This is a genomic window from Klebsiella sp. TF21-TM, from assembly GCF_019753495.1.
In the GTDB taxonomy this organism is placed as follows: domain Bacteria; phylum Pseudomonadota; class Gammaproteobacteria; order Enterobacterales; family Enterobacteriaceae; genus Klebsiella; species Klebsiella quasipneumoniae.
Window position 1 is genome coordinate 1 of record NZ_JAIJYL010000023.1, and the last position, 19,574, is coordinate 19,574.

General features: G+C 53.0%; 23 protein-coding genes, 3 tRNA genes and 2 pseudogenes. 17 read left to right on the forward strand and 11 right to left on the reverse strand.

Annotated features, from left to right (window positions below; all coding sequences use genetic code 11):
* The 4 genes and pseudogenes from K5R89_RS19575 to K5R89_RS19590 form a co-directional block, all read right to left on the reverse strand.
* A pseudogene (locus tag K5R89_RS19575) lies at positions 1 to 494 on the reverse strand (transcriptional regulator); the annotation flags it as partial.
* A complete protein-coding gene (locus tag K5R89_RS19580; RefSeq protein WP_072042575.1) occupies positions 451 to 663 on the reverse strand; it encodes a DUF4222 domain-containing protein in 213 nt (70 codons plus the stop codon). The gene K5R89_RS19580 and the pseudogene K5R89_RS19575, both read right to left, overlap by 44 nt.
* 237 nt (positions 664 to 900) lie before the next feature.
* Entirely contained in the window at positions 901 to 1,353 is a 453-nt protein-coding gene (locus K5R89_RS19585) for a YmfL family putative regulatory protein (RefSeq protein WP_004184739.1), read from the reverse strand.
* A gap of 28 nt (positions 1,354 to 1,381) precedes the next feature.
* Complete coding sequence (locus tag K5R89_RS19590; RefSeq protein ID WP_004197463.1) at positions 1,382 to 1,645, reverse strand: helix-turn-helix domain-containing protein; 264 nt, start codon at positions 1,643 to 1,645, stop codon at positions 1,382 to 1,384.
* A 101-nt stretch (positions 1,646 to 1,746) separates the two neighbouring features.
* Here K5R89_RS19590 and K5R89_RS19595 point away from each other — a divergent pair, with 101 nt between their 5' ends.
* The 13 genes from K5R89_RS19595 (at position 1,747) to K5R89_RS19650 (ending at position 10,613) form a co-directional block, all read left to right on the forward strand.
* Complete coding sequence (locus K5R89_RS19595) at positions 1,747 to 2,223, forward strand: hypothetical protein (RefSeq protein WP_004184740.1); 477 nt, start codon at positions 1,747 to 1,749, stop codon at positions 2,221 to 2,223.
* 172 nt (positions 2,224 to 2,395) lie between these two features.
* Entirely contained in the window at positions 2,396 to 3,550 is a 1,155-nt protein-coding gene (locus K5R89_RS19600) for a type I restriction endonuclease (RefSeq protein ID WP_004184742.1), read from the forward strand.
* An 819-nt stretch (positions 3,551 to 4,369) separates the two neighbouring features.
* Complete coding sequence (rdgC, locus tag K5R89_RS19605; protein ID WP_217259282.1) at positions 4,370 to 5,287, forward strand: recombination-associated protein RdgC; 918 nt, start codon at positions 4,370 to 4,372, stop codon at positions 5,285 to 5,287.
* Between the two features lie 87 nt (positions 5,288 to 5,374).
* Positions 5,375 to 5,674, forward strand: a complete 300-nt coding sequence (locus K5R89_RS19610) for a hypothetical protein (protein ID WP_040186300.1) — start codon at positions 5,375 to 5,377, stop codon at positions 5,672 to 5,674.
* Complete coding sequence (locus K5R89_RS19615; RefSeq protein WP_104442931.1) at positions 5,674 to 6,459, forward strand: ParB/RepB/Spo0J family partition protein; 786 nt, start codon at positions 5,674 to 5,676, stop codon at positions 6,457 to 6,459. The genes K5R89_RS19610 and K5R89_RS19615 overlap by 1 nt, the downstream gene beginning before the upstream one ends.
* Entirely contained in the window at positions 6,456 to 6,590 is a 135-nt protein-coding gene (locus K5R89_RS27510; protein WP_255944469.1) for a hypothetical protein, read from the forward strand. The genes K5R89_RS19615 and K5R89_RS27510 overlap by 4 nt, the downstream gene beginning before the upstream one ends.
* Positions 6,587 to 7,183 (forward strand): hypothetical protein, encoded by a 597-nt coding sequence (locus K5R89_RS27515; protein WP_234277009.1) that lies wholly within the window; start codon positions 6,587 to 6,589, stop codon positions 7,181 to 7,183. Before K5R89_RS27510 ends, K5R89_RS27515 begins: the two co-directional genes overlap by 4 nt.
* The gene (locus K5R89_RS19625) at positions 7,180 to 7,929 is read left to right on the forward strand and encodes a phosphoadenosine phosphosulfate reductase family protein (protein WP_087834698.1); all 750 of its coding nucleotides are present in this window, start codon (positions 7,180 to 7,182) and stop codon (positions 7,927 to 7,929) included. The genes K5R89_RS27515 and K5R89_RS19625 overlap by 4 nt, the downstream gene beginning before the upstream one ends.
* Positions 7,926 to 8,486 (forward strand): ead/Ea22-like family protein, encoded by a 561-nt coding sequence (locus K5R89_RS19630; protein WP_117036156.1) that lies wholly within the window; start codon positions 7,926 to 7,928, stop codon positions 8,484 to 8,486. Before K5R89_RS19625 ends, K5R89_RS19630 begins: the two co-directional genes overlap by 4 nt.
* Entirely contained in the window at positions 8,486 to 8,698 is a 213-nt protein-coding gene (locus K5R89_RS19635; RefSeq protein ID WP_023283338.1) for a hypothetical protein, read from the forward strand. Before K5R89_RS19630 ends, K5R89_RS19635 begins: the two co-directional genes overlap by 1 nt.
* Positions 8,695 to 9,084: a hypothetical protein gene (locus K5R89_RS27520; RefSeq protein WP_227834312.1), complete on the forward strand. Its 390-nt coding sequence runs from the start codon at positions 8,695 to 8,697 to the stop codon at positions 9,082 to 9,084. Before K5R89_RS19635 ends, K5R89_RS27520 begins: the two co-directional genes overlap by 4 nt.
* Before the next feature lie 307 nt (positions 9,085 to 9,391).
* Positions 9,392 to 9,619, forward strand: a complete 228-nt coding sequence (locus K5R89_RS19645; RefSeq protein WP_004184757.1) for a DUF4224 domain-containing protein — start codon at positions 9,392 to 9,394, stop codon at positions 9,617 to 9,619.
* 1 nt (position 9,620) lies between these two features.
* Positions 9,621 to 10,613: a tyrosine-type recombinase/integrase gene (locus tag K5R89_RS19650; RefSeq protein ID WP_217259283.1), complete on the forward strand. Its 993-nt coding sequence runs from the start codon at positions 9,621 to 9,623 to the stop codon at positions 10,611 to 10,613.
* Positions 10,614 to 10,725: 112 nt separating this feature from the next.
* Here K5R89_RS19650 and K5R89_RS19655 read toward each other — a convergent pair.
* Positions 10,726 to 10,815: transfer RNA gene (locus K5R89_RS19655), tRNA-Ser, on the reverse strand.
* A gap of 90 nt (positions 10,816 to 10,905) precedes the next feature.
* Between K5R89_RS19655 and mtfA the strand changes: the two genes are divergently transcribed.
* Together mtfA and K5R89_RS19665 are read left to right on the forward strand one after the other, a co-directional pair.
* Positions 10,906 to 11,706, forward strand: coding sequence for a DgsA anti-repressor MtfA (mtfA, locus tag K5R89_RS19660; RefSeq protein ID WP_072096628.1), 801 nt, complete (start codon positions 10,906 to 10,908; stop codon positions 11,704 to 11,706).
* A gap of 100 nt (positions 11,707 to 11,806) precedes the next feature.
* Positions 11,807 to 11,882, forward strand: a tRNA-Asn gene (locus K5R89_RS19665).
* 279 nt (positions 11,883 to 12,161) lie between these two features.
* Here K5R89_RS19665 and K5R89_RS19670 read toward each other — a convergent pair.
* A complete protein-coding gene (locus tag K5R89_RS19670; RefSeq protein WP_049014176.1) occupies positions 12,162 to 12,551 on the reverse strand; it encodes a RidA family protein in 390 nt (129 codons plus the stop codon).
* 140 nt (positions 12,552 to 12,691) lie between these two features.
* On the opposite strand from K5R89_RS19670, the pseudogene K5R89_RS27525 reads away from it, so the two are divergent.
* Positions 12,692 to 13,610: pseudogene (locus K5R89_RS27525) on the forward strand (LysR substrate-binding domain-containing protein).
* 382 nt (positions 13,611 to 13,992) lie between these two features.
* On the opposite strand, the gene ldtA reads toward K5R89_RS27525, so the two are convergent.
* The 3 genes from ldtA to nac all read right to left on the reverse strand — a co-directional run bounded on the left by ldtA (position 13,993) and on the right by nac (position 16,987).
* Positions 13,993 to 14,934 (reverse strand): L,D-transpeptidase, encoded by a 942-nt coding sequence (gene ldtA / locus K5R89_RS19685; protein ID WP_023290298.1) that lies wholly within the window; start codon positions 14,932 to 14,934, stop codon positions 13,993 to 13,995.
* 78 nt (positions 14,935 to 15,012) lie between these two features.
* Positions 15,013 to 15,963, reverse strand: coding sequence for an HTH-type transcriptional regulator Cbl (gene cbl, locus K5R89_RS19690; protein WP_004180456.1), 951 nt, complete (start codon positions 15,961 to 15,963; stop codon positions 15,013 to 15,015).
* 106 nt (positions 15,964 to 16,069) lie between these two features.
* Entirely contained in the window at positions 16,070 to 16,987 is a 918-nt protein-coding gene (gene nac, locus K5R89_RS19695; protein ID WP_004203498.1) for a nitrogen assimilation transcriptional regulator NAC, read from the reverse strand.
* A 330-nt stretch (positions 16,988 to 17,317) separates the two neighbouring features.
* Here nac and K5R89_RS19700 point away from each other — a divergent pair.
* Positions 17,318 to 17,393, forward strand: a tRNA-Asn gene (locus K5R89_RS19700).
* 94 nt (positions 17,394 to 17,487) lie between these two features.
* Here K5R89_RS19700 and K5R89_RS19705 read toward each other — a convergent pair.
* On the reverse strand, positions 17,488 to 19,122 hold the full coding sequence (locus K5R89_RS19705; RefSeq protein ID WP_217259286.1) for a Na+/H+ antiporter: 1,635 nt from the start codon (positions 19,120 to 19,122) through the stop codon (positions 17,488 to 17,490).
* Positions 19,123 to 19,261: 139 nt separating this feature from the next.
* Positions 19,262 to 19,543 (reverse strand): hypothetical protein, encoded by a 282-nt coding sequence (locus K5R89_RS19710; RefSeq protein WP_142375668.1) that lies wholly within the window; start codon positions 19,541 to 19,543, stop codon positions 19,262 to 19,264.
* Between the last annotated feature and the right edge of the window lie 31 nt (positions 19,544 to 19,574).

Genomic DNA, 19,574 nt, shown 5'->3' on the forward strand with positions numbered 1-19,574 from the left:
TTTGACCCGGTGGAGCGCTTCACATTGACCTCTTCCATCGTGTCATTTTGACCTGATGGAACAGCGCATTTTGACCCGGTGGAGCGCTTCACATTGACCTCTTCCATCGTGTCATTTTGACCTGATGGAACAGCGCATTTTGACCCCTTCGATTTAGTCACTTTGACTTCATCTAAAAGCTCACTCTCATAGTTGATCGTGTAGTAGTTGGTCATGTCCCGCTGGGACTTGTTTAGTTGCTCGATTTTGAGCACGCCCAGGCTTTTCAGGCGGGTGAATGTGCGCTTCAGTGTGGACTCTGACCAGAACGGGAACTGCTCCAGCCACTGCTCTGTGGTGTTGTAGATCCAACGCACACCGTCACGCTCCAGCCCGGAGGTTGTCTCCTTCAGCCAGTAGTTCACCTGCTGTAACGCAATTGCTTCATTCAGGCCAATGCTGTACGCAAGGTCAGGATTGATGACTATCGGCCTTGATGGCATTAACAGGCTCATAAGACCCCTCTATTTCCCTGAATTTTCTTCTGAACTGCTCGATGGGGCTGAAGCACTCATGCTCGTACCTTTCGCGCAGGTATATAACGCGTTGTGTCTGGGGCTCCCAGCGAATGACCCGGACCGGGACACCGTAGTGATCTCTGAACCATCGGTTGAGTTCTCGCATACGCTCCCCGCCTGTCCGTTAAAGTCCCCTACCACCCACTGAGCAAACTGGTAGCAGACAGGCTCAAACCCGCCTGGTACTCTTACCCCATACACGAACTGCACCGGCCCTGCTCCACCAGGAACTGGCCGCGCTACAAGTTGCGACCTGCGGTATTGTGTTGATAAACTGTTCATGCGTTAGTAATCTCCACTGATAACGACACGCCACGACGCCAGGAGCTGCAACTCGCTGGCGTCACTTCTTTTTGCGTGCAAACAACGTGATAATTGCCGCGATCTCTTCTTCACGCGCAGCCAGGTGGCGGCGGTGATGCACCATGATTTCTTCAGCTTCATGTCTTTCGATTACCCCATCCTCAAGTGCCTGTTCGATAATCTGATCAACCTGTCCCCTGGCGGCAGAGGTACGCATGGCCCGGCTGAACAAGTCCACGCGATCCAGCTCTTCCAGGTGCGGAACATCCACCAACAGAGCACCACGACGGCGGGCGAAGTAGTCTGCCAGTAGTGACGTGTTGGAAATGTCTTCCATCGCTTCCAGCTCCGATACTTCAAAAAATCGACAGCCGTTTTTCTCGTAGAGGTTGTTGTTGAACTGCGTCACGGTCATTCCCAGTGCGCCAGCCATTGCTTCGCGCCCACCTGGATATGCTTTGCACATAGATTTCACGACTTCTTTGAGGTTCATACCTACTCCTTTCAAACTCGGGTGGTAGTTACAAATTTGATGCAGTGACATTAAGCTTTCGCATTGCTGTACCTCTTAAATAGGCCCAGTCAATGTCAGGACGAAGCTCTTCGCAGGTGACAGCACCACCAGTGGCTTTCTCAATCTCAGGGCATCGTTCCGCAGGTATTTGCCTAATGCCCGTTGTCCATTGATTCACTGTTGGTGATGAGATGCCTAGATTCCTTGACAAAGCGGCTTGTCCCCCAACAATGCGGCAGGCTTCACTGATTGCTTCAAGGCTACTTCTCATAAACGGATTCCTATGATTTCCACACAAGCAGATATTAGGCTAAGCCTAATAAACAATCAATAGGAATTGCCTAAGCTAAAGGTTATGAGGATTATTAGGCAATGCTTAGTGGTAAAGAATTGGGCCGAGCGATCGAGCAGGCCATAGACAAGAAGCTTTCAATAGGTTCTGCCAAGAGTAAGGCGGAAATCGCACGTCATTTCAAAATAAAACCCCCATCAATCCATGACTGGATCAATAAAGGCTCCATATCGAAAGAGAAGCTACCAGAGCTTTGGAACTACTTTTCTGATGTTGTGGGCCCCGAGCACTGGGGGCTAAAAGGATACCCGCTAACTGATACATGTGAGCCCGCAACAGATCCCATAGTTAAAAATGGTTCTATTGACGAACTCTATAATAAGGCTTCGAGAGAGAAAAAGGCTATCATTGATTTTGTCCTCTTAGAGCAAGGACAGCGTATACCTGGCTGGGTAGATAGCGACGCTAAAGCATATTTAGACTCACTAGAGATGAAGATAAGGAGATGGGCAGAGCAGGAGGAAGATGGAAAAAAACAAACGAAAGCCAGAGCTTAAGCTTATATGGTCTAACGGACAATATCTCTAAGCTCCATACATGTTAAAAGCTCTGAGATTGATTCACTTGCATAACTCAATCCCTGTGGGGGGATTGGCTTGTATGAAGCCCATCCGGGGATTGTGACTTGCTTTGATTTAACAGCAGGTTTTCACTTTGCATGGAGGATGCATGGAAAACTTCAAAGTACGTCTTAAAAATCACATTGAACATGTTAAAAATGTTAGAGAACACTGCACAACGGAAGAGACAACCAAGCAGGCTTTGATACTTCCTTTCTTGGACATCCTAGGCTTTAACGCATATGATCCGCAAAAAGTCAAAGCTGAATATGGTGCGGACTTCCCTGGTGTGAAAGTTGGTGAGCGTGTAGATTATGCTCTATTCTGCCAAGGTGTTCCCGTTATGTTTATTGAGGCCAAAGGTTGTAAAGAAAAAATGGACAACCATTGCCCTCAATTATCTAGGTATTTTAATTCTACTCCTGAGGTGACAATATCAGCAATTACTAATGGCATTGAATGGCGTTTTTTTACGGATCTCAATGAGAAAAACATAATGGATTCAACGCCATTTTTACGAATCATGATGGATGACATTAAAGATTCTGATGCTGAGCAATTATTTAGATTCCGGCATGATAAATTCAAACCAGAGGCCTTAAGAACACTTGCAGAAGAGAGTGTATATATTTCTGCATTTGTTAAAGTTGTGAGTACAAGCCTTCGGGAAGTAGATCATGAATTTGTTAGATATGTTGCAGGACGAGCAAATATTGGTCGTCAATTAAATCAAAGATTTATAGAAACAATAACTCCATTGGTGAGGCAGGCCGTAGAGAGGTCAGTAAGTGAAATGGTTGTTTCTGGTCTTTCATCAAGAACATCTATTCCTGAATTAGAATCCCCTGCTGATGTAACTGAAAATAATGTAATTGATGAGCGCGCAGATATTGTCGATGCAGAGAATCCCAACATCGTAACAACCTATAATGAAAGAATTTTATTTGAAAAAATCTGTTCTATTATAGGTCCTGCATACGAACTTCAAGCCAAAGACACAGAGTCATATTACTCTATTCTTTTCCAAGGAAAAACAAACCGCTGGCTGGTTCGCTATTATGACAAGAAGAACCGCTCAAACATACAGTTACCAATTGATATCAATGAAATAACAGGTAATGAAATTAAAAGAGCCGGACTTGAACATGATAACAATCGTATTTTCATTGAGCATCCCGAGGATGTATTAAGGATTTCAGGTTTAATCCTTGATTCTTTACAATATGTACAGAATGATGAGAATTTCAGAAAGCGTCGTCCATAATCATAAAAACACTAGCTTTATTTCACACAAATCCCGCTTATGCGGGATTTTTTTTGACTGCCGACAAACATTAGGCTAAGCCTATTGACATATCATTAGGCAAAACCTAATATCAAGTGAGTCTGATGGACTATGTCATCTTGGCGGCGCCATGTGCAAGCTAAGTGTTTCAGGCATGACGTGCGCCCCACCAGCACGGCGAAAAGGTGTGACGCCCGGGAAGAGTCCGGGACGCAACAGATGAGAGCATTGGCGGTGAACGGGCAAACACACAAGCCGTAAGCCGATCCGAACGCAATAGCTAATCGTATCAGTGCTCTCCTCGTTGTGACGTGTACAAGCGTATTGCAGCGCCGGTCGACGCAAAGACCCGGAAATCGACTGAGCAACAGCAGCTGGTTGCCAATACCAAAACAGAGCGGCGGGAAGTAAGCAGATTAGCGATCTGGTGTCACAACATTCATTCCCGATAAGTCCCCCTCTACTGAGGAGGTTTATCGGGACTGGAAGAGTTACCACTTGGAGACGGTCCTTTTAAATGTCCTGGACAGTGGCGCTTTGGTAGCGATAACAACCACTCCAGTTGATCCTGGGAGTTATCAGGTCAGTGAGCTGCCAGCACTCTCGACGGCAGTGACAGCCGGAAGTAGACGGCACAGCCCAGACGATATCTGAGTGGCTTTAAAAACAGATGGGAGCCGGTGGAAGCCCGGCACACAACAGGAAAAAGCACTGTGTTAGTCAAGTGAGTTTCCAGTGCTTCAGTGCTCTTTCCGTTGTGTGGAGATAACTAACTAATCCTTTGCAGAGGACACAGAAATGAAATTATCAAAGTTACGTAACGCCATTGTCTATCGGGCTACTTTGCCCAGTATTGAAGCGGTTGAAGAGCACCTGCAGGAATTGCCATACTCTGAACTTACAGAAACGGAGTTCGCACGGGCTTCCTTCGTCCCTAATCCGATTACCGGCGAGCTGGTTACGCCAATTACTGGCGGTTATGCAATCGTGATTCGCCGCGATGAGAAAATAATCCCCCAGCACGTCGTGATGAAAGAAGCCAATGAGCGTATCCAGCGCATTGAAAATGCATGTGGTCAGAAACTAAAGCGCGCTGACCGTAACACCATTATCCAGGATGCTAAGGTTCAGCTTTGCAAACAGGCATTCATCAAGTCGTCTCTGATCCTGGTACTGTATAACACTGAAGAAAATCTGCTGATCATTAATTCCGCCAATAAAAATATTGCCAATTTAGTCGGGGCGATGCTGGTTAAAGTGATCGGCTCAGTAAAAACAGTCACGATCAACATCAGTGATATCAAAAACGGCCTGACAACGCGCCTTAAAAACCATCTGGACGGCGAAGAATCAGCGTTTGCCGGGTTTGAGGTAGGTGATTATGTCCAGCTATCCCGCCTGGCAGAACAGAAAGAAGTTATTCGCTACTCTGCAGAGCACACTTCCGTTACCAGTGAAATTCTGGAGAGCCTGAACACAGGTTTTATCGTTGATAACATGGAATTAAGAGGCTGCGGCGTCTCTTTTCTGCTTACAGATAAATTCCATTTCCGGCGGATCGATACCAAGGATGATGATTATTCTGATGATGACGACAAAGCCTACCGCTGGCGTCACCAGGCAGGTACGGACATGTTCCAGTTCTGTAAAGTAATTAACCAGCTTTGTGATCTGCTCGCCTACAAAGAGCCCGAAGAACAAAAACCAGCAGCCTGATTAGAACAGCAGCAATTACCCCATTCTCATGGGTTGGGTTGCTGCACCCTAAAGCGCGTTGCAGCGCGTCAGTTGGAGAAATACAAAATGGGAAAAACAGTACAGCAGTTAATTAAAAATGCCTTTGAGGCAGCTAAAACAATGCCTCCTGCAAATTCAGAACTTATTAAAGAGCTGGCAACAATGCTCGATGTTTCGAATATTACCCTTCGGCAGGCATGTAAAGAACGTGACGCTATGAAGGAAGAAGTTATTTCCTGGGCGAAAGAATGCGATCGAATTGTTGAGCGTCACACAAAAACCCGCAGCAATATGCACGTCCTGGAAGCAATGCGCGATCTGAAGAGTATCTCAACGACATCCACCAGCAATGCGGAGGCTGTCTGATGGCTAAAGACTCAAAGGTTGTATACGGCGCCAGCGGCAAAACGAACGTTTTAACGTTCGAACCTGAAAGCCTGCACCTGGTTACCGACAAAACACACCCGCTTTACGATGAACGGGTCCACCTTCCTATCGACGAAGGGATGGTTCTGAACATCAAGGAGCTGGGTGTACTGGAACCTATCATCGTCTGGAAAGACCCTGAACTTGGGCTCACCTGCGTAGTTGTAGGCCGTCAGCGCGTAAAACATACCTTGGAGGCAAATAAGCTTCTTTTGAAAGAGGGCAAAGACCCACTGCTTGTTCCTGGGGTCGTTAAGCGCGGATCAGCAAATCAGATGGCTAAATACATGGTCAGCGAAAACGAAATTCGCCGACCTGATACACCGCTTGGCCGAGCTAAAAAAATGTCTGACCAGCTCGACCGCGGGCTCGATGAGGACGACATTGCAGTGTTGTTTGGCTGCAGCGTTCAGACCGTTCGTGCAACGCTCTCCCTTCTCGATGCCACCCAGGCCGTCAGGGAAGCGGTGGAGGCTGGCACAGTTACCGTTACCCAGGCGCGTCAGTTGGCATCGCTTAAACCCGAAGAGCAGCGGGAGAAGGTCTCTGAAATCGAAGCGGCAACTGCTGGCACAACCGGCCATGAAAAAGCTCGGCGTCAGCGTCAGATCCTCGGTGATGCAAAGCCGCGCCTGAAAACCCGCAAAGAAATCACAAAAGCCCTGAAATCTGCCGAGGGTGAATATGCGAACGCACTTCGTTGGGTGCTTGGGGAGGCGGTATGAATATTGATCCTGAGAATTACAGCAAATACACCCTGCGTCGGTTCGCCGCCATTTTTGATGTGATCTGCTGGGTGCTGATTGCCGTAGTAACCGTTGGTATCTGCATGTTTATTGAATGGGTGACAGCATGAACAACAACGGATTAACTCTCAACCAACTGTCAGAACGTAATGCCGCATTGGTCACTGAGGTCGAGAAATTACGTGCCGAGCGTGACCGACTGGCTGCGGAGAATACCTATCTTCTCAACGGCGCAGCCCGTGAACTTAACACTTCATGGATGTTCCACAAAACGATGCTGGGTGCTCAGGCGGCGCTGGCTTGCCTTTCGCTTGGCAGGGAGTCTGCTGCTCGCGACTGGCTGGAAGGTACTACAGACGAAGCTGGGGCCGAGATTCCCGATGATATTACCGTTGCTGGCCTGCAGGCATGGTTCGACAGCCAGATGGTCAGCAATGACGGAAAAAGCGGATTCCTGACCCGGGCAGAAGCCGAAGAGGCTATCAAGAAGGCATGTCCAGCCACCTCCGCTTATCTGGCCGGGATTAAGGCTGATGCGATTACCGCTTCTTTGGATGCCTGCTCTGACTATCTTGAAACTGACTGTGTTATGGACAGGCTTGATATCAGCTACGAAGAAGCTGAAAAACGTACGTCAGGAGCGATGGAGTTTCATGATTCGATCGTCGCTTTTGCCCAGCAGCTGCGCGAGGGGGCCAAATGATCCCCGACATTAGTTCGTTAATCACTGCTGGCGCGCTGTTTGTCTCCAACCATTCTGGCGGCAAAGACAGCCAGGCGATGCTCATCAATCTGCTTGAGGTCATCCCGCCGAAGCAGCTCGTTGTCGTGCATGCGTCCCTTGGCGCGATGGAATGGCCCGGAGCGCTGGAGCTGGCTCAGAAACAGGCAGAGGCAGCAGGCATACCGTTCATCGTCGCCCGTGCACACAAGACCCTGCTAGAGATGGTAGAGCGTCGATTCCTGAACCGCCCAGAGGTTCCGAGTTGGCCTTCTGCCAGTACCCGGCAGTGCACCAGTGACCTGAAGCGCGGACCTATCCAGCGCGAGGTTAGAGCCTATGCGAAGGCCAACGGGTTCAAGGTCATCGTTAACTGCCTGGGTCTGCGGGCTCAGGAGTCGCCAGGTCGCGCAAAGCGGCAGGCGTTCCGGAAGAACGAGACAGACTCCAATTCCGTTCTGACCTGGTACGAGTGGCTACCGGTTCACGATCTGCAGGCCGATGCGGTTTTCGCAACCATCAGCGGGGCAGGACAAGAGCCACACTACGCCTACGCACTGGGTAACGAGCGCCTGAGCTGCGTGTTCTGCATCATGGCAAGCCGCAACGATCTGAAGAACGGCGCAACGCATCACCCTGACTTGCTGGAGCAGTATGCGGCACTGGAGGCCCGTACTGGCTACACCATGCACATGAATCGGATCCCGATTAAGGAGCTTGCAGCATGACCAACATCACCGAACTGGCGCAGCGTATGAAGGCCGCTGCAGAGAAAGCGACTCCGGGCGAATGGTGGGCCGACGAAGTTAAAAACGAAGGGTGCTACGGGTCTGGCGATGACTGTGTAGAGGGATTCACCTCATACGCAATATATGGCTCTGACGGGCAAACTCTCTTTGATTCGCTCAACAGTGACGCTGCCTGCATCAGTGAGGAATACGACGGCGAGGGGCATGTGGCATGGGATGAGACGGCGCAGCGTAATGCCGAATTCATCGCCCTGGCTAACCCTGTCAACGTTCTCGCGCTGGTAGAGGCGCTGGAGAAGGCACAGGCGGAAAACACCGCTGGCGTGGCCGGGATGGCGGAGAGCTACGAAACCACTATTTCTATGTTGAGGTCGCGCATCGCCGAGCTGGAGTCCCGCGCCGTGAAGCTGCCGAAGCCTATTAGCGTTTTGCATCGCCGAGAGTTCACTGCGGCGCACTGCGCAATATACGCATACCCCGAGGCAGAAGTTAACGCGGCGTTGGATGACGCTGGCATCAAGTGGGAGGCTGAGTGATGGGAATAACTGAAGGATTTTGCGCCGATTTGTATTGCGACTGTGATGGTTGTCAGTCAGGGAAAATCTATCCGCAGGGGCAGGCTGATTTTATTGGCCGGAATATGACCGATATTTCTCAACAGGCGCGCAAAGCTGGCTGGCGTATCAGCAAAGACCGCCAGCGCTGCTATGCGCCGGGCCACAAAATTTCACGGGGAGCCAACCAATGACCAGCAAATTAACCAGAGAGCGCCTGCAGGAAATTGCTGAAGAAGGATTCCTGAAGCACGGCGAAAGCAAAGAGTTGGCCCGCATGGCGCTGGGCGCAATGGACAGCGAGCCTGTGGCGTGGACATGGCACTATCGTGAGCAATGGCATGTCACAAACGATAAATGCCGGGCAGAATTTGTCGCAAAAGATGGTGATGTGGCTGTACTGCCGCTCTATCGCCACGCGCAGCCAGCGCCGGTAGTGCCGGATGAAATGACTATCAGGGACGCCTGCAAATTTGTCCAGGATATGCGGTTGTTTGATGATGTGTCCGTGATAGTAATGCGCACCTGGAACGCCTGCCGCGCCGCCATGCTCGCAGCCGCCCCGCAGGAGGTGAAGTGAAAACGAACAAGCTGAAGCGTCGCCGCTGGCGGCGCATGCGGGATGCTTTGGCCGCATATAAGACTGAAGCAAGTGACTGGAAATCGTTGTACCTCGAACGCACTGCAGAAATCGCATCACTACGTAGTCAACGATTGTTGGTCCCTATGCCGGTAATTGTACCAGCGGAAATTTATAACCAGTTTAAAGGGGTAAGGGAGGACCACCAGCTGTGTAAAAGGTGTAATGACGGACTGCGTGGTGGCTGTTCGTCTTGTTCATATAGTGGCAGATAACCGGTTGCAGCCGGTTTAGTGGAGAACAACTCATGAGCGATCGCTTCCTGACTGATGAAGAACTGACAGAGGCCACGGGTTCGCCCCAAAAGTCACTGCAGAAAGAGGTATTAACGCAGAACGGGATCTTTTTTATTGAACGCCGGGACGGAGCAATCAAAACGACCTGGTTTCATATTAACCATCCCGTACAGCGCATACTTCCACCAGCAGGCCATATGCCTACTCCAGGCATGAACTTTGACGCTGTAGAGAGATAATATGGGCCGCAAAAGAGCGCCTGGTAATGAGTGGATGCCGAAGGGTGTGTTTTTCCGCCCTTCCGGTTACTACTGGAAGCCAGGAGGTACTACCGAGAATCTAGCCCCAGCAAACGCTTCTAAAGCGGAGGTATGGTTAGCTTACGAGAAAGTCGTTGAAGGTCGAAAAAAACTACTCACCTTTCAACAATTGTGGAAAAAATTTTTAAATAGTGCTGACTATGCAGACCTTGCCCCCAGGACACAAAAAGATTACCTGGCACATGAAAAATACTTGTTAGCGGTTTTCGGCGATGCAGAAGCAAAGGCCATTAAACCTGAACACGTCCGGCGCTACATGGACGCACGTGGTAAAAAAAGCCGTGTTCAGGCTAATCACGAGCATAGTTCAATGTCTCGTGTATACCGCTGGGGGTATCAGCGTGGTTATGTACCAGGTAATCCGTGTGTTGGTGTCGATAAGTTTCCTAAACCCCAGCGCGACCGCTATATAACTGATGAAGAGTACATAGCTATCTTCACTCATGCGACGCCTGCAGTTAAAGCCGCGATGGAAATTGCGTATCTTTGCGCTGCAAGGGTATCTGATGTTCTGAAAATGAACTGGAATCAGATTCTTGATAAAGGAATTTTCATACAGCAAGGTAAAACTGGTATTAAACAGATCAAAGCCTGGACTGAGCGTCTTAGTGCGGCTGTGGATATTTGCAGGGAATGGGGACAGGATGGCCCTGTTATCAGGACAATGTATGGTGAGCGTTATTCATACAAGGGATTTAATGAAGCATGGAGAAAAGCGAGAAACGCGGCTTCTGAAGAACTTGGTAGGCCACTTGATTGCACCTTCCATGATCTAAAGGCTAAAGGGATCTCAGACTATGAAGGTTCTGGCAGAGATAAGCAAAAATTCAGTGGTCATAAGACAGAATCACAGGTACTTGTTTACGACAGGAAAATTAAAATCAGCCCGACTTTGAACAAGAAAATGAGATGATTCTTTGGCGTCGGAGCATGCTCCGGCGCTAGAATTTTTCTCAGTGGATTTTCTCAATTTTTCTCATCGGGATGCAGGTCACTGAAAGGGAATGCTGTAAGTGTTTGAATAGTGGCGGAGAGAGGGGGATTTGAACCCCCGGTAGAGTTGCCCCTACTCCGGTTTTCGAGACCGGTCCGTTCAGCCGCTCCGGCATCTCTCCGCTGTTGTGGTTGCTATAATGCCAGGATCTTTGGCATTTTAATAGCTCCCGTTTCGGTAATCGTGTTCAAGTGACGACTTTGCGAGCAATATGATGTTTAAATGGCCCTGGAAAGCAGATGATGAGTCCGGCAACGCAGAGATGCCCTGGGAGCAAGCGCTTGCCATTCCGGTTTTAGCCCACCTTTCGCCCGCTGAACAACACAAGCTGACGCAGATGGCTGCCCGTTTCTTACAGCAAAAACGTCTGGTGGCGCTTCAGGGGCTGGAGCTGACTCCGTTGCACCAGGCGCGGATAGCTATGCTCTTTTGCCTGCCGGTACTTGAGCTGGGGATTGAGTGGCTGGACGGTTTTCATGAAGTGCTGATCTACCCTGCCCCGTTTGTCGTGGATGATGAATGGGAGGATGATATTGGTCTGGTCCACAACCAGCGGGTGGTGCAGTCGGGGCAAAGCTGGCAGCAGGGTCCTGTAGTGCTGAACTGGCTGGATATTCAGGACTCCTTTGATGCGTCAGGCTTTAACCTTGTGGTGCATGAGGTGGCGCATAAGCTTGATGCGCGGAATGGCGATCGGGCCAGCGGGGTGCCGCTGATCCCACTGCGCGAAGTCGCCGGCTGGGAGCACGATCTCCACGCGGCGATGAACAACATTCAGGATGAGATAGATCTGGTAGGGGAAAGCGCCGCCAGCATTGACGCCTATGCCGCCACCGATCCTGCGGAGTGCTTCGCCGTCCTTTCGGAATATTTTTTCAGCGCGCCTGAACTGTTCGCGCCCCGCTTCCCGGCCCTGTGGCAGCGTTTTTGCCATTTTTACCGCCAGGATCCGCTGGCGCGCAGACGTGAAAATGGCCTGCAGGACGAAGACGAGCGGCGCATTGTTCACTAAAACAACGTGTTGAGCTAAATTTAGCCATTTGAATCAGCAGGTTAATTTTAGTGTTGACACAAAAATGCCGGGCCAGTAGTATGCGCCTCGTTCACACGATTCCTCTGTAGTTCAGTCGGTAGAACGGCGGACTGTTAATCCGTATGTCACTGGTTCGAGTCCAGTCAGAGGAGCCAAATTTAAAAAGCCCGCTCAGGGAAACCTGAGCGGGCTTTTTGCTTTCCGTGAGCCCCCCGCCAGCGGGTATAAGCAGCATCGTACCGTAGGTACCGTCCAACGTTCCGTATGCGATCCCCGCAGGTGAAAAGCAGCGTCGCTGCTCCCAACCTTATGGCTACCGACTTTCGATCCGACGGTATCCACTGGGTCTGGCGCTGGGTAGCAGACGATCCCGATTCGCCAGTTACCGCTACAGACAGCGCGGGCTGCCCAACTGGCGGAAAGACCCGTAACGCTTAGGGTAGCCTGGCAATAACCTTAATCTCGAACTTAAATCCATAAAGCCACGTCACGCCGATCCCGGTCAGCGTAGGGTAAGGCGCTTCTCCCCAATATTCTGGCAGGATACTCCAGATAGCCTCGAGATTTGACTCAGGATCGACGACAAAGAGGGTAACGTCAACCACGTCCCCAAACGTGCAGCCCGCCGCTGCGAGCACAGCATTAAGATTTTTGAACGCCAGCCTGACCTGTGCTTTCAGATCGTGCTCAGGCGAACCATCCTCGTGGCTACCTACCTGCCCCGAAACAAACAAGAAACCATTGGATTTGATGGCCGGTGAATAACGATTGCGCTCATAGAGCGCCTGCCGACCGTGGGGAAAAACGGCTTCGCGTGCTGTCATGTTTGTACCTTTATACTGGGGCGAAATCAGCCCGGTGAATGTAAAGACACTGTACAACGGCCAGATCGGGCGGATAAACAAGCGACTTTGTCCCTCATTGTTTGTAATATCCAAACAATCGATGAAAGACAGGATAAGAAATGGATCGTTTCGATGCGATGCGCGCCTTTGCTCGGGTGGTGGAGGCAGGGAGCTTCACGAAGGCTGCCCAAACGCTTCATATGAGCAAAACCACGGTGACGCAACTCATTCAGCAACTGGAAGCGCGACTGCGCGTCAAATTGCTCCATCGCACCACCCGCAAGCTTGGGGTGACTCCCGATGGCGCGGTCTACTACGAGCGCGTCATCCGCCTGCTGGCGGACATGGAGGATGCTGAAAACAGCCTGTCCAGTGCGGCGATGACGCCCAGGGGAAGGCTACGGGTGGATGTGCCCAGTCCGCTAGCCCGCCTCATCCTGGTGCCGGCGCTACCGGCTTTCCACGCCCGCTACCCTGATATCCAGTTCGACATGGGCGTGAGCGACCGGAAGGTAGATCTGATCGGCGACAACGTGGATTGCGTCCTGCGCGGTGGCGAAATCACCGACCAGTCCCTAATCGCACGCCATGTCGGCGATTTGCCAATCGGCGTCTACGTCGCCCCCCGTTATGTGGAACGCCTTGGCGCTCCCGCACACCCGCGAGAGCTGCAAAACTGACCATTGCATAGTGGGATTCTTGTCCTCACGCACCAGTAAGATTGATCCTTTGGTACTGCGCAGTGAGAATGAACGTATTGAAATCACGGGCAACTACGTCCTTGCCGTGGATGATGGCAATGCTTACCTCGAAGCTGGGTTAGCTGGCTTAGGCGTGATTGCGCTGCCCAACTATATGGCGGCAGCGCATCAGGCCGTTGGCGCTTTGATTCCGTTATTTACACAATGGCGGATTAGCCCAATGCCTCTGTACCTGGCGTTTCCACCGAACCGCCATGTCAACGCCAAGCTGCGCGTTTTTATTGACTGGATCGTTGAAGTGATGCAGCAGCATGTCCCGATTGCCAACAATAAATAACGACATCCCAGCCCCCTGATTCGCTTATCAACGACGATGGGGGTCAGTAGTAGTGACTGTGGTCAGGCGTGTTTTGACAATAAGGATTCAGCAGAACTCATCCGTCTTATATTGTGGATAATGGCTATCATAACGGGGATCTTCGCTTTCATGGACAATGGCAGCCAAAAAAAAGATCCTCAGTAACAATCAAGTCCATAGACATATTTGCAGACTTTATCATCTCCTCCTGAGCCTCTCCTGGCGCCCTCATTAACACGCCATCACCGCCACTGTTGATAAGTTAAGGATCGGTTTCCCGATCCTTATCCCCAACAACGTTGAATACATCGACAGCAAAAGAGCCTTCTTTCAATAGCCGTTAATCAGACTAAACGACCCGCTACAAACTCCCCTGCGCCGCTGTGGCGCTGATATTCACCGGCATGCCGGAGCGGCGCTGCAGGGTTTGCTCGGCCTGCGAAGGACTCACTCCCGGCCCCTGAGTAAATTCGCGCAGCGCCGAGGTCATCGGCAAGGGGACTTTTCTGTCGGATTCAAATTCCGCCCGGTTGCGCGACAGCGGCTCGTGCACCTCCAGCCAGTGGCTGCCATCCGGTTCCACGGTGTACTTCACCGGCTGATCGATCAGCTGGACGCGCGTCCCCACCGGTACGTTATCAAACAGGAATTTAATGTCGTCATTGCGCAGGCGGATGCATCCCTGGCTGACGCGCAGCCCGATGCCAAAGTTGGCATTGGTGCCGTGGATGGCGTACAGCCTGCCGATATAGATCGCATACAGCCCCATCGGATTATCGGGGCCGGGCGGCACCATCGCCGGCAGGGTTTTGCCCTCTTTCGCATATTCACGGCGGGTATTGGCGGTTGGTACCCAGGTGGGCCCTTCCTGCTTGCGCTCTACCGCCGTCACCCAGTTACGCGGCGTTTCGCGTCCCGCCTGGCCAATGCCGATTGGCAGGACTTCCACGCTATTGCCCAGCGGCGGGTAATAATAGAGGCGCATCTCGGCGACGTTGATAACGATCCCCTCACGCACGGTGTCAGGCAGGATCAGCTGCTGCGGAATGGTCAGCGTCGAACCGGAGTGCGGCAAATAAACATCTACGCCGGGGTTCGCCTCCAGCATATTGCTCAACCCCTGGCCGTACTGGGCGGCAAAGCTTTCCAGTGGTTGAGTGTTGTTCTCCGGCACGGCAATGGTAAAAGCGCTGCCCACCAGACGGCTCCCCTCCGGCGGCAGCGGATAGCTGACGGCCAGCGCGCTGTGGCTGGCGAACAGCATCAGCGCCGAACAGAGTAATGTCACACGCCGCATCGTCATTTTCCCTTCCTCAGTCGCGACTCTCGTGTGTGAATTATAGCGGCATTTCCTCTCCCCGATCCGCTGGCCAGCATTTCCTTAAATCTGATAGTCGATAGCGGCCTCTTCCGGCTCCATCGCCTGGCGCTTGATCTCATCCAGCGACAGTCCGGCATTGCACAATTCGATAAAGCGCCAGACGTAATTACGCTGCAGCTGACCCCGCTTCAGTCCCAGCCATACGGTATTGGCATCAAACAGATGGCGGGTATCGAGCCGCGTAAAGGTGTCCGCTTCGCGGGCATCCCCGGACTGCTCGGCAACCAGCCCGACGCCCAGCCCCAGCTCGACGTAGGTCTTGATCACATCGGAATCCTGGGCGCTCAGCACAATATCCGGCATCAGCCCTTTGCGGTTGAAGGCCTCATCGATCCGCGAACGGCCGGTGATCCCCTGGCGATAGGTGATTAACGGCCAACGGGCAATCGCCTCCAGCGTCAAAGGAGACACCTGGGTCAGGGGATGGTCTTTGGGTACCAGCAGGCTGTGATGCCAGCGGAACCAGGGGAAAGCCGCCAGCGTCGGGTCGTTGCTCAGACGCTCGCTGGCGATGCCGATATCCGCCCCGCCGTTATGCAGCAGCGCTTCGATTTCCTGCGGGGTGCCCTGCACCAGCTCGACGCGAACGTCGGAGAACAGCTCGCGGAAAGCTTTAATCACCGGGGGCAGGCTGTAGCGCGCCTGGGTATGGGTGGTGGCGATGGTTAAGACGCCGGAGGCATCGTTAGTGAAGAGATCCGCCAGCCGCCGGACGTTGCTGGCTTCATTGAGGATCCGCTCAGCAATGGATAACAGCGCTTTACCCGGCTCGGTCATGCCTAACAGGCGTTTGCCGCGACGGATAAAGATCTCAATCCCCAGCTCCTCTTCCAGTTCCCGGATATGGCGGCTGACGCCTGACTGCGAGGTATAGAGCATATTCGCGACTTCCGTCAGGTTGTAATCCTGACGGGCCGCCTCACGGATAATTTTCAGTTGCTGGAAGTTCACCCTTTCCTCCGGGCCAATGGACTTAACGTATCTGCTATTGTTAAAGTCTGTTGTCCCGGGTAACAAATAATAAAAACCAGCAACTTATTCCTTAAGAGAATATAGCCTAACTAACCAGCTGCAGTTCGCGGTTCTCCAGCGACGGACGGCTCACCAGAGACAGCAGGATCTCCTTCACCGCCTGCGCCTGCGGCGACAAACCGCCGCGCGCCGACATGTTCAGCGACAGCGACAGGCTCATTGACGGCGTGCTAATCCGCGCCATCCAGCCGTTCGCCGCGCCGCACAGGGAGCGGGCAGCGGATTCCGGCAGGACCGTCGCCCCCATGCCGCTGGCGATAGCCGCGGTCAGGGTGGTAATGGATTCGATCTCGCCGATAATTTTCGCCGACAGACGACGCAGGGTGAACGCCTCAGTGACCCGCGCCCGTACCGCGCTGTAATCCCGCGGCAGGAACAGGTTCATCTCCGCCACCGCCGTGAGATCCACGCTCTGCCCCGGGCAGTCGCGGGTGCCGACCAGGTAGAGGTCTTCTTTCAGCAGCGGCTGGCTGACGATGCCCGCCACCGGCGAACGCTCATACAGCACCGCCATATCCAGCTGGCCCGCCAGCAGCTTGTCATTCAGCGCAGTGCCGCTGCTCTCCTGCAGATAGACCATCACCTCGGGCAGCTCATTACGCACCGTCTGCAGCAACGGCATGGTAATGGCGGAGGCCGCTGTGCCCGGCGCCAGGCCGATCGAGACCTGGCCACGCAGCGTCTGGCCGACGTTATTGACCGCCAGCTGCGCCTGCTCACACTGGCGCAGAATGGTCCGCGCATGGGTATAAAGGATTTTACCGGCTTCCGTTGGCGTGACCCCTCGCTTGGTGCGTATCAGCAGCTGCTGGTCCATTTCACCTTCCAGGGTCGCGACCTGCTGGCTGAGGGCCGGTTGGGCGATGTGCAAGACTTCAGCGGCCTGGGTCAGACTGCCGATATCGACGATTTTCACAAAATATTTCAGTCGTCTTAAGTTCATTTTGCCTCCTGTAAGGAACGCCAGCGTCAACGCTGGAAGTATGATGAAACTGGTTTTGCAATTTGCTTGCCAGCTTTTCATTTCCGCTGCCGTTGCCCGCCACAGGCGGTGTTATAAGGGATAGTGATAGCAATCCGGTTTTTATTTGCCCGGTAAGCAGATTGTGGTATGCCCCATTAGGGGTACATTCGCACTACAACGGTGCAATCTGATGAAAAAAACAGCGCATGGGCGGGTGTTGCTGAAATTGTCAGCAGTCGAACGCAATTCTTTGAATCAGGCTTTGACAAGGCCGGGTGGCATCGTTAATATGCGCCCCGTTCACACGATTCCTCTGTAGTTCAGTCGGTAGAACGGCGGACTGTTAATCCGTATGTCACTGGTTCGAGTCCAGTCAGAGGAGCCAAATTTAAAAAGCCTGCTTTCGAGCAGGCTTTTTGCTTTTCCGCGCCAGCTGCGCTGCCGGAAGGCGAAGGATCCTCCCTCCGGCGATGGCGCCCCTAGCGCAAGCTCTCTTCCTTCAGGTCTATCTCTCGCAGCACCTCATAAAAGGTGATATCGCTAATGTTGTGGGCGCGACGCAGCCGGAACAGCTCCTGACGCTGGGCGATAATGACCTCTCTTTGCATATATTTCTCCAGCCTGGCGCGCTTAGCCAGCTCCAGCCCGACGTCCTGCCCTTCGTCATTGTCGTTATAGTGCAGCCGCCGCTGGTAGGTTTCCAGCAGCATATTGCCGGCATCAGCCCGCAGGGCCTGCTCAGTCGGATCCTCCACCGGCTCGTCGAGTAGCGCATTCAGCCGGTTGATAGCCACTTCGGTCATGACGGCGCCAATATCGTCTTTGCCGGTGTCATGGGGTAAATCATCGGCAAGATAGCGGGTCATGAACGGCAGGCCGATAGCCGCCACCAACAGCGACATCAGGATCACCGCCATTGAGAGAAAGATCAGCAGTTCGCGGCCCGGGAATGGTGAACCATCCGCCAGCACCGCCGGCAGCGTCAGAATACCGGCGAGCGTCACGGAGCCTTTGACCCCCGCCAGCGCCATGACGGCGAGGATGCTGAATCGCGGACGGACGGTGATGGCTTTGCCCCGGCGTTTGCGGCGAAAAATGGTCAGCGTCATCGACAGCCATACCCAGGCGAAACGCATCAGACCGAGCGCGAGGGTGATGGCCACGGCGTACAGCAGCAGATACCAGGGCGAAGGGACGCCGGCCTGGCTGGCTACCGCCGGCAACGTCCTGAGCATGCGGGGCAACTGCTCGCCCAGCATCAGGAAGATCATCCCGTTGAGGGTAGTCTGCAGCATGGACCACACCGCGCTGCTTTTCATGCGCGTCGCGGGTAGCCGGGGCCCCGACAGCTGTTCATAGTGCATCGCAATGCCGGCGGCGACGGCAGCAAGAATGCCGGAGACATGGAACGCCTCGGCCAGCAGGTAGGCGGCGAAGGGGATAAGCAGGCTGATCAGGATCTGGATGGCCGGCTCCTCGCGGGTGCGCCGCACCAGAAAGTTATTACATTTGCCGGTGACCCACACCACCACGAGCCCACTGAGGATGCCCCCGAACGCCATCAGGAAAAACTTCATCACCGCCTCTCCCGGGGAGAAGCTGCCGGTCAGCACCGCGGCGATGGCGAAATTAAAAGCGACGAGGCCCGAAGCATCGTTTAACAGCGATTCCCCTTCGAGGATATGCGCCATCCGGGAAGGCAGCGGCGAGCTGGCGGTCATTGCCGATACCGCCACCGGATCGGTGGGTGACAGAATCGCCGCCAGGGCAAACCCCGCCGCCACGGTGATCGCCGGAATAAGCCAGTGAATAAACAGGCCAATGCCGAGGATAGTGACCATCACCAGGCCTATCGCCAGCGACAGAATCGGCTTCATATCGCGGAAAAACGCGTCTTTCGGGATCCGCCAGCCATCAAGGAAAAGCAGCGGCGGGATAAACAACAGCAAAAAGATGTGCGGATCGAAATCGACCTGAAAACCACCGGCGGCCAGCGCGGCGCCCGCGGCGATCTGGATCAGCGGCAGCGGCACTTTAACGGGCAGAAGATGGGAAATGAACACCGTCACCACGATGGCCATCATAAAGACCAGCACAATAGCGATTAGCGACATTCATCCCCTCCTTTGACGGCAATATTCATTCTGTACATCAGGCTGTTATTCCTTTTTCGCAGGTGTGGTTTCGGCGGCGGGTTATTTATCCAGACGCCGATAATAAAGGACAGGCTTTCCTGCCTTGCGGCGTTTTTATTTAAACTGAGGTGGCAACCGGCGCCCCTTCAGGGGGGACAATGTGTTTTATCATGCCGGAGTTGTCAATCCGCCAGGGTCTGCAAATCATCGCCAGCCCGGCAATATAATCGCTACCATTCATCCTTATCATTCCGTGGCGGCCAGAGAGATATATGGTCAGCGGAATAGTCTCAGCGGATTGATATTCTCTGCAGCAGCCGCGCGGAGAACCACGCATTAATAATTGATGATAATCCGCGTCGCCTTCTGCCTCGAATTCCCGCCCTTCTCTGCCATACATGGCTTGCCCCCCACCGGGATTGGGGGTACCC